Source organism: Brevibacillus sp. FIR094, assembly GCF_050477165.1.
Lineage (GTDB): Bacteria > Bacillota > Bacilli > Brevibacillales > Brevibacillaceae > Brevibacillus.
Map to the genome: position 1 here is coordinate 1 of NZ_JBEAES010000068.1, position 11,257 is coordinate 11,257.

17 protein-coding genes are annotated in these 11,257 nt (G+C 39.8%); 1 reads left to right on the plus strand and 16 read right to left on the minus strand.

Annotation, left to right across the window (positions count from 1 at the left end; translation table 11 throughout):
- Nucleotides 1-104 precede the first annotated feature (104 nt).
- The gene (locus ACQ5DJ_RS29545) at nt 105-665 is read right to left on the minus strand and encodes a PsbP-related protein (protein WP_429845560.1); all 561 of its coding nucleotides are present in this window, start codon (nt 663-665) and stop codon (nt 105-107) included.
- A gap of 234 nt (nt 666-899) precedes the next feature.
- Nucleotides 900-1,412, minus strand: coding sequence for an ATP-binding protein (locus ACQ5DJ_RS29550; RefSeq protein ID WP_429845576.1), 513 nt, complete (start codon nt 1,410-1,412; stop codon nt 900-902).
- Here ACQ5DJ_RS29550 and ACQ5DJ_RS29555 point away from each other — a divergent pair.
- Nucleotides 1,307-1,849, plus strand: a complete 543-nt coding sequence (locus ACQ5DJ_RS29555; RefSeq protein ID WP_429845561.1) for a helix-turn-helix domain-containing protein — start codon at nt 1,307-1,309, stop codon at nt 1,847-1,849. The genes ACQ5DJ_RS29550 and ACQ5DJ_RS29555 overlap by 106 nt on opposite strands.
- A 753-nt stretch (nt 1,850-2,602) precedes the next feature.
- Here the strand turns inward: ACQ5DJ_RS29555 and ACQ5DJ_RS29560 are convergent.
- The 14 genes from ACQ5DJ_RS29560 to ACQ5DJ_RS29625 form a co-directional block, all read right to left on the minus strand.
- A complete protein-coding gene (locus ACQ5DJ_RS29560; RefSeq protein WP_429845562.1) occupies nt 2,603-3,913 on the minus strand; it encodes a hypothetical protein in 1,311 nt (436 codons plus the stop codon).
- Between the two features lie 722 nt (nt 3,914-4,635).
- Nucleotides 4,636-4,869 carry a hypothetical protein gene (locus ACQ5DJ_RS29565; RefSeq protein ID WP_429845563.1) on the minus strand — a complete coding sequence of 78 codons (234 nt, stop codon included), beginning with the start codon at nt 4,867-4,869 and terminating at the stop codon, nt 4,636-4,638.
- A gap of 19 nt (nt 4,870-4,888) precedes the next feature.
- Nucleotides 4,889-5,071, minus strand: a complete 183-nt coding sequence (locus ACQ5DJ_RS29570; protein WP_429845564.1) for a hypothetical protein — start codon at nt 5,069-5,071, stop codon at nt 4,889-4,891.
- A 69-nt stretch (nt 5,072-5,140) separates the two neighbouring features.
- The gene (locus ACQ5DJ_RS29575; RefSeq protein WP_429845565.1) at nt 5,141-5,539 is read right to left on the minus strand and encodes a (deoxy)nucleoside triphosphate pyrophosphohydrolase; all 399 of its coding nucleotides are present in this window, start codon (nt 5,537-5,539) and stop codon (nt 5,141-5,143) included.
- A 349-nt stretch (nt 5,540-5,888) separates the two neighbouring features.
- Nucleotides 5,889-6,443 carry a hypothetical protein gene (locus ACQ5DJ_RS29580; RefSeq protein ID WP_429845566.1) on the minus strand — a complete coding sequence of 185 codons (555 nt, stop codon included), beginning with the start codon at nt 6,441-6,443 and terminating at the stop codon, nt 5,889-5,891.
- 75 nt (nt 6,444-6,518) lie between these two features.
- Entirely contained in the window at nt 6,519-7,289 is a 771-nt protein-coding gene (locus ACQ5DJ_RS29585; RefSeq protein WP_429845567.1) for a hypothetical protein, read from the minus strand.
- 754 nt (nt 7,290-8,043) lie between these two features.
- Nucleotides 8,044-8,283 carry a hypothetical protein gene (locus ACQ5DJ_RS29590; RefSeq protein WP_429845568.1) on the minus strand — a complete coding sequence of 80 codons (240 nt, stop codon included), beginning with the start codon at nt 8,281-8,283 and terminating at the stop codon, nt 8,044-8,046.
- A complete protein-coding gene (locus tag ACQ5DJ_RS29595) occupies nt 8,267-8,986 on the minus strand; it encodes a M23 family metallopeptidase (RefSeq protein WP_429845569.1) in 720 nt (239 codons plus the stop codon). Before ACQ5DJ_RS29595 ends, ACQ5DJ_RS29590 begins: the two co-directional genes overlap by 17 nt.
- Nucleotides 8,973-9,251, minus strand: a complete 279-nt coding sequence (locus ACQ5DJ_RS29600) for a hypothetical protein (protein ID WP_429845570.1) — start codon at nt 9,249-9,251, stop codon at nt 8,973-8,975. The genes ACQ5DJ_RS29595 and ACQ5DJ_RS29600 overlap by 14 nt, the downstream gene beginning before the upstream one ends.
- Entirely contained in the window at nt 9,248-9,508 is a 261-nt protein-coding gene (locus ACQ5DJ_RS29605) for a hemolysin XhlA family protein (RefSeq protein ID WP_429845571.1), read from the minus strand. The genes ACQ5DJ_RS29600 and ACQ5DJ_RS29605 overlap by 4 nt, the downstream gene beginning before the upstream one ends.
- Before the next feature lie 57 nt (nt 9,509-9,565).
- Nucleotides 9,566-9,739, minus strand: coding sequence for a hypothetical protein (locus ACQ5DJ_RS29610; RefSeq protein ID WP_429845572.1), 174 nt, complete (start codon nt 9,737-9,739; stop codon nt 9,566-9,568).
- Between the two features lie 117 nt (nt 9,740-9,856).
- Nucleotides 9,857-10,012, minus strand: coding sequence for a CD1375 family protein (locus ACQ5DJ_RS29615; RefSeq protein ID WP_429845573.1), 156 nt, complete (start codon nt 10,010-10,012; stop codon nt 9,857-9,859).
- A complete protein-coding gene (locus ACQ5DJ_RS29620) occupies nt 10,009-10,239 on the minus strand; it encodes a hypothetical protein (protein ID WP_429845574.1) in 231 nt (76 codons plus the stop codon). The genes ACQ5DJ_RS29615 and ACQ5DJ_RS29620 overlap by 4 nt, the downstream gene beginning before the upstream one ends.
- A partial coding sequence (locus ACQ5DJ_RS29625) for a hypothetical protein (RefSeq protein ID WP_429845575.1) occupies nt 10,239-11,257 on the minus strand: 1,019 nt, incomplete at its 5' end. The genes ACQ5DJ_RS29620 and ACQ5DJ_RS29625, both read right to left, overlap by 1 nt.

Sequence of the window (11,257 nt, forward strand, 5' to 3'; positions counted from 1 at the left end):
TCACACTGGCTGCTTAGGCTTTTTTAGTTCTGTCCGCTTGACAGGGGTAAGACCATATGGTACAAGGGACTTTTTCTTAATTGTTCATTTACTAGAACAGTATATTATTCTAATATCTCAAAGGAGTTTGTGACTTTCTCTATTGTTGAGGCGTATTTTTCAAGATCGTCGTATAAGCTCGTAAAATTTATTATGTATCCCATTTTACCTTTAATCACATAAGTCATTTGAAAGGCTAAATTCTCATTATTATATTTTCCTTTAAATAGAATCTGCATAGCTTCATACTCATTAATTTTTAATTTGGTTGTATTTTGGACCTCAATTCCAGGTGACCCTTTTTTAATCATCTCAATGATTCCATCTTTATAATTCTCCCAAGGCGCCGTTGCCTCAAACGGCAATATGATCGCCTTAACACTTATACTTTCTGTTATAGCATCTTGATCGTTTTCTTTTGGGGAGTTAAACAAAACACTAACATCTTTTTGTTTGCAATCAAAACTCCAACCTTTTGGGTAAGAAATAGCGAAGTTATTACTTTTATCTTCATATTTTATGAATTCAGTCGTCTCAATTGGTTTGTTAGTTTGGGAGCAACCTAACAGAAAACTCATCACAAAAAAGCATTGAATCAAGATTCTTAGATGACGAAATAGTTTCATTAATAATCCCCCAGGTAATCAATTCCAGCTATTATAGTAACATCTTTTCTCAAAAATGTTGTTCCAGTAAATTTTTATTGTCACCTTGGGATATACGTTTACTCGTTCACTCTGCTTGATTACTATCTCGCTTTATTTTGTTATTAACTTTTTTTACTCTTTAAAGAATGGTTCACTTAACCCCATACGTTTTTCATCCTTTTATCAGATACTGTTGTGTACTAGTCCGTTCCATTAAAAAAGTAGTCCTCGGTCCAAGGCTCTATAGCGAATTGCTTCTGCTACATGTGCAGCATCTACACGGAAAGCCCCATCTAAATCTGCAATTGTCCTCGCCACTTTTACAATTCTATCGTAGGCTCTTGCACTCAAACCTAATGTCTCGAAGGCAAGCTGCAGCATCTCTTGTCCCTCCTTATCCAGCTGAGCGAATTGGCGTAGCTCTTCTCCATTCATCACACTGTTAAAAGGACATCCGGGACGATAGTGGTATCTTTCGCATTGGAGAGCCCTCGCTTGCTCTACTCGCTGCTGAATGTCTCTTGAGGACTCCTCTGCTTTTCTGTTATGAAGAAGTTGAACTGGTACTCTCGGCACCTCGATGTGCAGATCGATACGATCTAGCAAGGGACCTGAGAGCTTTGAGCGATATTTGTAGATTTGTTGGGGAGAGCACGAGCAGGTTTGCTTCTCTCGAGTACCGAAGAATCCACAAGGACAAGGCTGAAGATAATACCCTTGGAATATCTATACAAAAAGAAACATCCTATTCTCCTTTTATGGACATGGAAGATGATAGTCCAGGTGGACGTCTAAGAGCAGCACGCACAGCAAAGCAGATGTACTTAATTGATCTGGCCGCTGCCACTGGATTATGTACAAGAACAATCGGTTTAGCTGAAGCTAATAAGCTTAAAGTTTCTCCACCTAGCCTAAGACGACTTTCCAAAGTTTTAGGCGTTTCAGTTGCTTTTCTCGGTGGCTTTGAAAAACTGCCAGAATCTACTTTTGGGGAACGCATAGTAAAAGCTCGTTTATTTCATGGGTATACAAAGAGGGAATTCGCTAAGCTTTTAGGCGTACATGAACGCACACTTTTCGATTGGGAACATAATCGCAAGATTCCACCTGCGGCACCGTTAAATGACCTATCGAGGTATTTGGATATATTAATGAAGGAATAGAATGAAGACAGTCCTTTTGTTCTTTAAAGTGATGGAATATACCAAATAACACGATGAGGCACCTCCTTAAAAATAAGGAAGGTGCCTCATCTCTTTTCATCCAATCAATCCCAAGCAAACCTCTGCTCTTTCCAGGGATCACCGTACATCCCCTTATGTAACCATCATTCGGTTATTCACCAAGAAAACCCGTCTCCCATAAAATAGGGACGGGTAGTGGATATGCAGCTAAAATAGTTAATTAAACAGCAATTGCAACCAAAAATATAATGATTACATACCCTGGTATTACAGCAAGTTGTATATTCATTTTTCTATTGTTAATAAAATGAGCCCAGTAAAAAGAAGTTGACCCCAACACTGACAAGCATAAATAAAATACAAAAGAATTTCCATTCAGCAAAAATCTATGTACCAAATATGAATATATGATACCCATTAATACAAAGATCAAAGTTACAATAAAACGGTTTACTATCTTGGATGTAAAAGAATATACCAATTCTCCTATCAGACATCCAACATAGCAAAACGGTAGTAAATAAAATGCCAACATAAATGTCAAGGAAGTTAAAGTGTTAAACACTCCTTCACCCTGATATGATATGAAGGTTAACATACTAATGATATACAATACGGCACTGACAATAAATGCTACACCTGCTGCACTAAAAAAACGTAAAGTTCGCATAAACATCTCCTAATTTTTGCTCAATAAAGTGGGAACTATTAAGATAAATTATGTAATTTTTGTTACTTTTTCTTAATTGTGGTCCCTGGAAGTTCTACATCTCCTGGGCCATCAACGAGTTTATATAATATATCAGTCCAACTATCTGGTTTATACTTATATAAGGTTTGATAACCAGATCCGTCGATATTACCATATACCTCATATGCAGGGAATCCATCGATTACTGATCCTTTTGACCTCTGAATATCTGCACCCGTTTCAATATCGTACTCTTCTTCTCCCTTCACAAGTGTAACTGAATTTTTAGTAACATTAAACTCCATTCTGTAATCAATTGGAGGCGCAACTTGCACCATTGGATTAGCTGCACTCGTTGTCGCTACAATATTAACTTTTCCTCCCCTTTTTGAATCTTCTACTTTCATGCTTGCATTTTTTAATTTTAGCAACTCTGCACCTGTCAAGTTTCCATCCTCATCATATTGGTGCGTTTTACCAATATAATTTGCAGAATACACTTTGTCCTTGCTAGTATTAATTAATACAATTTGTGATGTTCTGACAGCAGTTGAATTAAAGTTAAAACTTCTATTATCTCCACCATAATATTCAAACGGAGTAAGTGGAACTTTATCATACGGAATAAATGTATTTATCCTTAAAACTGTATAGTGATCTTTACTTTTTCCGATAGACCTGAAGTTATTAGCAAGTTTATTTAACCCACTTTTAACATCCTTATCTTTTGTTATGCTATACATTTCTTGTAAATGTTTGATTTCTCTTTGGATGTCTTTTGGTAATTTTTTGTCATCATTACTTGACTTTACAATATTAACCGAAGAGGATCTTAGGGTTTGCTCATTCAATAAAGCCCTCTTAGCTGCTTCACTAATTCGCACAGTATCATTTGTTGGTACCTCAACAGTAGCTTGATGTAGTTTTTCCTTTATAGCTGTAGACTCAGTTCTAACCAATGATTGCTGAGCACTGCTTTTAAAAGCGTTTCTAGCAGCTTCACTAATTTCAATTTTATCTACAATTATATTAGTTGACGTCGTAGGTGGTTTTGATACATTTGAATTACTTGGTTGAGAATTACTCGTCTGGCGAACACTGCTACTTGATTGAGGATGACTAGTTTGCTGAACACTGCTACTTGGTTGAGGATGACTAGTTTGCTGAACACTGCTACTTGGTTGAGGATAACTAGTTTGCTGAACACTGCTACTCTTTGATTTACTTGATGAGCTGGTTTGTTTCTTAGCATCTTCTTGAGCTTTTGCTTGTTGTGCCGCTAGAGCTTGTTGTCTTCTCTCTAATCTTTCATCTCTTCTATTCTCATTTCGTTCACTACGTGATACTGACATTAATACGCCTCCATAAATCGGTTAATTTTCAACACAATGATACTATTTATCTATTTATTTAAAAATACTAACCTTTCGACAAAATATTCCATGTTATGACAAATTCCTGCAATTTTATCGAGGATTGCTGATCAAATAATGCTTAAAAAATTGACAATCCCACCCTTTCATGCGTTCCTTTTGAGTGGTTGTAATATTGGAACACTAGGTATGTATAACCCATTTTCCACAAAAAATAGCGTAGACTTATCTGCACCGATTAAGTCGTACGCTTTATCCCAAGTGATCTATACTAGATTACACTAATACTACCAACCTACTAATGAAATGATTTCACGTATAAATACTGGTAATTACTTCGCTTGCTGCTTTGCATCGTACAGATAATTGTTAAGGCGAACTTGGCATTCAGCTTTTAAATGGGACACGTTATAGAGACATTCTTCTTGTCGGCCACGGACAGTCACAACTACAGAGTATAGAAACCTATCAGTTGTCCTTTGGATATGAATTTTGCCACCCATCCTCCCAAACTGGCTCCGATATTCGTGGTGTTTTCGCTCAGCCCACATCGATACGGTATCGAGCATGGGGCGGTATGACATTTTGAGCTGATCCTGATTAAGGCTTTCTGCATCGAGGGCGATAGCCTTAAAAAGCATGCCATACAAGATTGTTTCATGAAGTATATCTCGCCATTGGTCAGGTTGTATCATCGTCCACTATACCCGCTCAACTTGAAGTAAATTATCGATAGGAACCCACCAGCAGCCATCGTCCCGTGTAAGTTTGATTTTCCGTTCATCACGGTCCATATTCTTGACTACTCCCCATTCCCTACGAATACATTCCTCATACCAACTGACGGCAATCGCAAAATCTTTGAGTACTGAGTCATAGATGATAACATACAATCCAGCCAATTCAACTGAACCAATCGATCGTAACGGGGTCATAACTTCCTCGTTGTGATGTTCATACAATAAGGTCATTTGAAGTCTCCTCCACCAATCCTGCCTCAATTAAATCCCGAAGTATGTCAGGGGCGTATCCTGGACTTGCTCCTGTTCGGATCATGCTCATTATGACGAGATGACTGTTGGTTAAAACGGGAACAGCTTGGAGTTGACCATCAATCACTGCTTTGATTGTCTCCATCTTAATCATCCTTTACGAACGTTTGTTCTTATTTTATGCTGGTTATTAAAAAAAGAAAAGCCCCACTTTTTAGTGGAGCAGTAGCTGTTTCAATTTGTTTACAGTTGGAATATCCGCTGGTGCCCAGTTTAATTGATCTAGATCTAACACAGAAACCCACGCAATCTTTTCATGTTCAAGAGCTATAGGGTCCCCATTCAATATTGTCGATAAAAAAGTTCTTAGGTGGACAGTAACGGTATCATACTCAAAAACCGTCTCGTCGATCATTTCACCTACTTTTATTTCACATGATAACTCTTCTTTGATTTCTCTATACAACGCCTTTTTTGGATCTTCACCTTGCTCAATCTTTCCCCCTGGAAACTCCCAGAAACCGCCTAGATTCATATTTTGAGACCGTAGCGCGCATAAAATTTGTTTGCTTTCATTCACTATAATAGCCCCTACGACTTCAATGTGTTTCATAACTGATTTCCTCCAAAGCCTTTCTCTTAAGTTTTTCTACATCATTGGCTAGATCTAGGATATGCATCTTCTTATGACAATTGGGACAAAGAGCAAATGTATTTTTAATAATTGTAGCATCTCATAAAAAAAATAAAAGCCCTCCCCGAATCACTCCGAAGGAAGGCTCCACTTGCTTCATTCTGTTATCATACGCTTATCCCGAGGATTTTGAGCTAGAGAGTCACTTCCCTAGTATCCATAATGATCAGTGGAAAGGAATCGTGGGCTGGATCAGTTCGGCGGCATTAACCAGACGAAAAAATGAGGCATCACTCAGTAGAAAAATCGATTTTTTAAGAAAACCCTATTACTTAATCAAATTATCTAGCTTCACTGCAAGTTCTTCATAACAAGATTTCATATTTGTAAAAGATATATGACTATACCCATAGTTGCACATAGTAGTGTAATAATGTAATCCTCCGTCGACTAAAGCGCGAAGGAAGGTGTATTTTGGCAGTTCAATTTCCAATTGAATTTTGTTCATCTTAACTACAGAAAATAATACCTTATCTTGATCTGTGTTTTCTAACGAAATACTTGCTTGGTAGTGAACAGTTTCTTCTGTTGCTTTCGAGTCTGTCGCCAAAAAATCCTCAATTAAAGAAGCAAAAGAACTCCAGAGTGTTAAGTCATAATAGGTGAAATCAAAAATAATGTCGTCATTGAACTTTATTAGGATTGCTTCCCGAAAGAATTTCTTATATGTTTGAAAGTATTGCTTCACTTCTAGTTCGTTCCTAATATCTACAAAGGAGTGTTCAATATTCTCTAAGATGACACCCTTATGTACATGGTCAAGATCTAGCTCTGAAGCAATTACGCTATTCCCTTTTAATAAATATGTATGAATGCTAAACATGTTGCTCCTCCAATTTTGTATGTAGAATGAAGTAGCCCTAGGAGAAAAACCAGGGCTACTTTAGCTCCAAAAATATTAATCTTCGACTTCATTCCATCCCTTTGGATAAAGGGTGGTGATACTTCCTCCACTTACTACTAGCTTATATAATTTACCATCGTGATAACCAACATATCCTTTTGGCTTATAGTTCCCCTCATCAAGCCGTTCTTTCATCCATTGAGAGTTCTCTCTGTAATCAATTACACTTTGAATGATCTTTTCAATATCCCTCATAGAAGTATCGGGATCAAACATTGATAGAGGATCACGATCATATCCATTATAGTCACCTGTCCAATATTCTGGATGGTGTCTTGCAAGGATGTGTGTCATACCATAGTCATCTGGATCGCCAAATTCGAGATGAATACCATCTGGATACCCATTTAGTTTGAATACTTTTAGAGTTGTGTCACTTTTTACATCGTCCCATCGATCTCTATCTTTTTCTCCGATCTTATTGGAATAACGTTCCTCAACTTCTTTTTTTACATAGGACTCTTTTACTTTTTCATAAGCTTCTTCCACTTTGTTCTTATACTTAATATACATGACGCCTGCTCTTACTATGATTAATACAATGGGAATTAAAGGAACAGCTCGTACTTCTGCTTCTTGTATTCCCTCTTCTTCTGTTACAGCTTCTTCTTCTGTTACAGCTTCTTCTTCTGTTACAGCTTCTTCTGTTACAGCTTCTTCCTCTGTTAGCTCGACTTGTTGACTCTTCTTTGCTAGCTTAGGAACTTCGACTCGCTCTTCTGCATAAGCGGCTGCAGTTGGAGATAGAATTGTTACGATAGCCAATGATAAAGCTAATACTAAACTATTTGTCTTTTTAAAAAACTCACAATTTCACCCCTGAAATAATTAATGATAGGTTTAGGTGAACACCATTTGCATGCATGCTTTTGCAATTATATTAAATAACGGAATAACTGGCAATATATAGATATAAATATATATTTATTTAATGATACCATTTGACAAACTGGCTTGCGTTTTCTACTTCCTAGACTTTTTGAACGAGTTGATGCTTAAACTCAATTAGTATAGTTTCCGCTGTATAAAAAATGACTCCCCGGATTTCTGAAAGAGTTTCGTTTGCTTTAACTCTATCTATACAGGAAAAAAGTCGCGCATTATTTACCACTTTTCTCCTGAAATAGGGTATTATCTGAAGTGTACCTTATACAAAATATTGAATCGGTGATAAAAAATGCACTTTCAGCTATTAACAAGGGACAAGCGAATTGACTATGACATTTGGCAGGGTAGGCATCAATTTTATTATGCTCGAATTGAAAAGCCGTACAAAAAAGATCACACGGATTTCAAACTATACACTTTTAAAATCCGAAGGCCTTCTGGCGAGGTAATAACTTCTGAGTTTCTAAAACAAAGTTTCACTAACTTGGAAGATTGTCGAGATTTTATCTTCACGTGGATAAAAAAAGAATTAAAATCGCTAAAAACGAAGGCATTATAAGAAAATACTTTAGATCGTACAAAATACCAACAACCCTCCCCGGATTAATACTCCGAAGGAGGGTTGTTTTGGTTATTGCCTCTTTTCAATTGGGCCTGGCTGATCGCTTGTATCAGTCTTATTATGAGCTGCGTCAACATACCCTTCGGCCACCATGTACGCGACAGCAGAGCCGAGAGTCGTAATCATGGCGGTTACCTCCGTAATCGTGTCACCGTCCATTCCGAACAGTACCAGCACACTCGTGATAAAGGCAGCCACTGCCATCCACAGTTTGCGTGATGAAAGCTTGCGTTTAAACTCTTCGTTCATGATCTACATCCTCCTCTTGTTGGACAAGAAAATCCGGTGTATTGGTAGCTCGATCCACAAGTACAAACAAGATCCACGGTAGGTCATTTAAGACCTCCTGTGGCTCTGTTCGCAATCGTTTTTTCCACTCTTCTACGTTGTTTATCAAGGCTTTGCCTTCTGTATCCTTCTTGCTGGCAAGGCTGTCCAACGCCTTGTCTGCCAGTTGGAGCTTCCACGGTTCTAGTGCTTTCACTGTGTCTTCATCTCCTCTATCCACAGGTTTATCAACAGATTGGTAATATGCTCGCAAATACGCTACAGGATCGGTATGTGTCCCGAATCCGCCCCGCCGAACCTCGTAATGCAGGTGTGAGCCGGTGCTTCGTCCTGTGCTGCCCTGGTGCCCGACGACATCACCACACTTTATCTTGTCACCAACATTAACAGCTACGCTGTGTAGGTGGGCATATACGTGTGTGCAGCCCTTCCGGTCTTTAATAGCAACTACAATTCCAAAGCCCCCATATCCTGATCCTTTTACACCTTCTTTTGCGTGCGTGACTACACCAGTAACAAAGGCAAGGATCGGTGCTCGATGTTTTTTAACCAGGTCAATCCCCGTGTGGAATACCTGCTTGGTTGTGAAAGGATCTGCACGCGGTCCATATGGGCTTGTCACACGGTATCCTTTGAGCATCTCGTCCACTTTAGACACGTGCATCGTAGTCCTCTCCTTCCGTGTCCTGCTCACTAGGCCGTGGTTTGCGGTACTCTTGTACTGCTCGTAAACCGAACACGCCGCCTGCAACCGTCATTAGGACTGGAGCCATCATATCCAATAGAGCAAGGTAACCCGAGCTTACAGGCTTACCTAGCAACGACAGAATAAGCCCTATCGCTACGAAAAGAAAAAAGACAGTGCTTGCGATTAGGAGCAGATAGTCCTTCTCACTGACGCCATCTCTGTCATTTAGGAACGTCTTCATACCGCCATCCCCTTCCACAGCAATGATATTGCTCCAAGAATTAGCGCACCAATAACCGTACGCCAGAGCCATTTTTGATTATCAGCAACTTCGTTTAATCGATGGTGCGCTGATTTCCCATATTGAAGTGCTTCATTCGCTTTCTCTTTCGCCTCTTCCGCAGTAGCACGAACATCAGTCATAGAGTCCAGTTTTGTCTCTACCCGGACAATCCTCTCGCGGATATCAGATAGTACCTTCATCTCATTGTTTGACATTGGCTCATCCTCCTCTCCAAAAGTAAAAGGAGCCGCGTTAGCAGCTCCTCGAAATCCTTACTTTGATTTTTCTTGCTCCAGTTTTTCTAACCGTTTTTCTAATTCATTAATCCTTTTGTCGTACCTAGACCGAATGACCAAATATGTGATTATACCAAACGGCAGCCCTACAAAAATGAGGTCTGTTATTAAGCCAATCCAGTCCCATTCGAAGCGGATAGCATAAAACATCGATTGTCCCTCCTGAATCTTTCTTAAAAGTAATACGATTCAGGTATTGGGAAAGTCTCAAAGTAGAAGGCACTGCTCCCGATGAAAAAACGCCTCTCTCGTTTTCAGAAAAGGTGTTTACGCTACTTCTTGAGCAGCGAGATATTCAGCTACAGGGACGCGGTAAGATTCTGGGATCACTTTCTCCCCTTCGGTTCCTGTCGGCTCGATCAGCCATCCGCCAGATTTGACTAGAATTGCATAAGGCGCGATCATGTACTTTTTCACCATCATTGACCACCTCCTTTCAATGCTTGTACCTCTGCTTCCAGTGCGGTAATCTTTTCGGTCAACCCCTCATGCTTTTTTGTATAATCCTCACGCATGGCTGACATTTCACCATCCATAGAGGCAATTGTTTCATAAAGCACTTGAATTTCTGTCGGTAGACCTTCCGTGTGCCCTGGTGTTTCAACCGGTTCGCCAAACGTTCCATCGGGATTTCGCGGACGATACTTCATTACTCAATCACCCCTACCATCATCGTTGCAGCTTCGACAGAGTTCGTTTTCAAACGTGAGAAAGTCAGCTTAAACGTCAAGTTGGATTTAGCTGTTGCTACGGTAGCAAGCAGCTCATCTTCGCTGATCGATGATGTAAGATCAATACTATTCTTACTCATCGAAACATACTGTTCAGGCTGTCCTGCATCTACAAATGATGCCTCTCCATCCACGACAAGATCACCTTTCTCACGTTTTAGCCAAGAAAGTATTTCCTTTGCTGATCCACGAGGCGGTAAGACTTTGTATCGAGCTACAGCTTTCTTGAGTGGAGTTTGTACCACACTATTATTAATGCTGAACGACTTTACCGATGAAGTGCGGAATTGATCTGATGCCGTAATTGTCAAAGTGTTGGGCCCTGCTTGTAACTCACTTACTTTGAACGGAAATGACCAACTACCCGTTGATACTCCGCTTAGAAGCGTTTTTTCACTTCCACTATTTAGCTTTCCTTTCACCGTAACTGTGTTACCATCTGGCTCGGATACGGCTCCAGACAGCGTTAAAGTATCCGGCGGAATGAGGCCAGACTGTACAGGCGTAAAGGCGTTTACTGTTAGTACTGGAGCCTTATTGTGCTTAACCGTGAAGGTCCGGGTAACAATATCAGATTTCCCGCCTTGATCATCTTCCGCCCAGACGGATAGCGTGTGTGTGGTGCCTTCCGCAAGAAGCCCTGACACATCGGTGGCACCATCGTACAAGCGTCCCCCTCTGTAGCTTAGAGGCTTGGCAAAAGAAATGGGCGTGCTTCCGTTAGATACACCAGAATGCGCCGCCCGAGCAGTACTGCTATTAATTTGATACTTCGTAGTGACGACGTTTCCGTTATCAATATCTGTTGCGTTCCCTTGTATAGAGAAGATTACTCCTTCTGTTAGTACAAGGTTATTCTCCGTCGTTAATGAAAGGGTAGGCTTGGTATTGGTTACACCGAAATGAGCATTCGACCAATAAATTTCTTTTGGATCAC

Coding starts and splice junctions, on each gene's coding strand:
- ACQ5DJ_RS29545 (WP_429845560.1), bottom strand. CDS start 665: ATGAAACTATTTCGTCATCTAAGAATCTTGATTCAATGCTTTTTTGTG.
- ACQ5DJ_RS29560 (WP_429845562.1), bottom strand. CDS start 3,913: ATGTCAGTATCACGTAGTGAACGAAATGAGAATAGAAGAGATGAAAGA.
- ACQ5DJ_RS29565 (WP_429845563.1), bottom strand. CDS start 4,869: ATGACCCCGTTACGATCGATTGGTTCAGTTGAATTGGCTGGATTGTAT.
- ACQ5DJ_RS29570 (WP_429845564.1), bottom strand. CDS start 5,071: ATGGAGACAATCAAAGCAGTGATTGATGGTCAACTCCAAGCTGTTCCC.
- ACQ5DJ_RS29575 (WP_429845565.1), bottom strand. CDS start 5,539: ATGAAACACATTGAAGTCGTAGGGGCTATTATAGTGAATGAAAGCAAA.
- ACQ5DJ_RS29580 (WP_429845566.1), bottom strand. CDS start 6,443: ATGTTTAGCATTCATACATATTTATTAAAAGGGAATAGCGTAATTGCT.
- ACQ5DJ_RS29590 (WP_429845568.1), bottom strand. CDS start 8,283: ATGAACGAAGAGTTTAAACGCAAGCTTTCATCACGCAAACTGTGGATG.
- ACQ5DJ_RS29595 (WP_429845569.1), bottom strand. CDS start 8,986: ATGCACGTGTCTAAAGTGGACGAGATGCTCAAAGGATACCGTGTGACA.
- ACQ5DJ_RS29600 (WP_429845570.1), bottom strand. CDS start 9,251: ATGAAGACGTTCCTAAATGACAGAGATGGCGTCAGTGAGAAGGACTAT.
- ACQ5DJ_RS29605 (WP_429845571.1), bottom strand. CDS start 9,508: ATGTCAAACAATGAGATGAAGGTACTATCTGATATCCGCGAGAGGATT.
- ACQ5DJ_RS29610 (WP_429845572.1), bottom strand. CDS start 9,739: ATGTTTTATGCTATCCGCTTCGAATGGGACTGGATTGGCTTAATAACA.
- ACQ5DJ_RS29615 (WP_429845573.1), bottom strand. CDS start 10,012: ATGATGGTGAAAAAGTACATGATCGCGCCTTATGCAATTCTAGTCAAA.
- ACQ5DJ_RS29620 (WP_429845574.1), bottom strand. CDS start 10,239: ATGAAGTATCGTCCGCGAAATCCCGATGGAACGTTTGGCGAACCGGTT.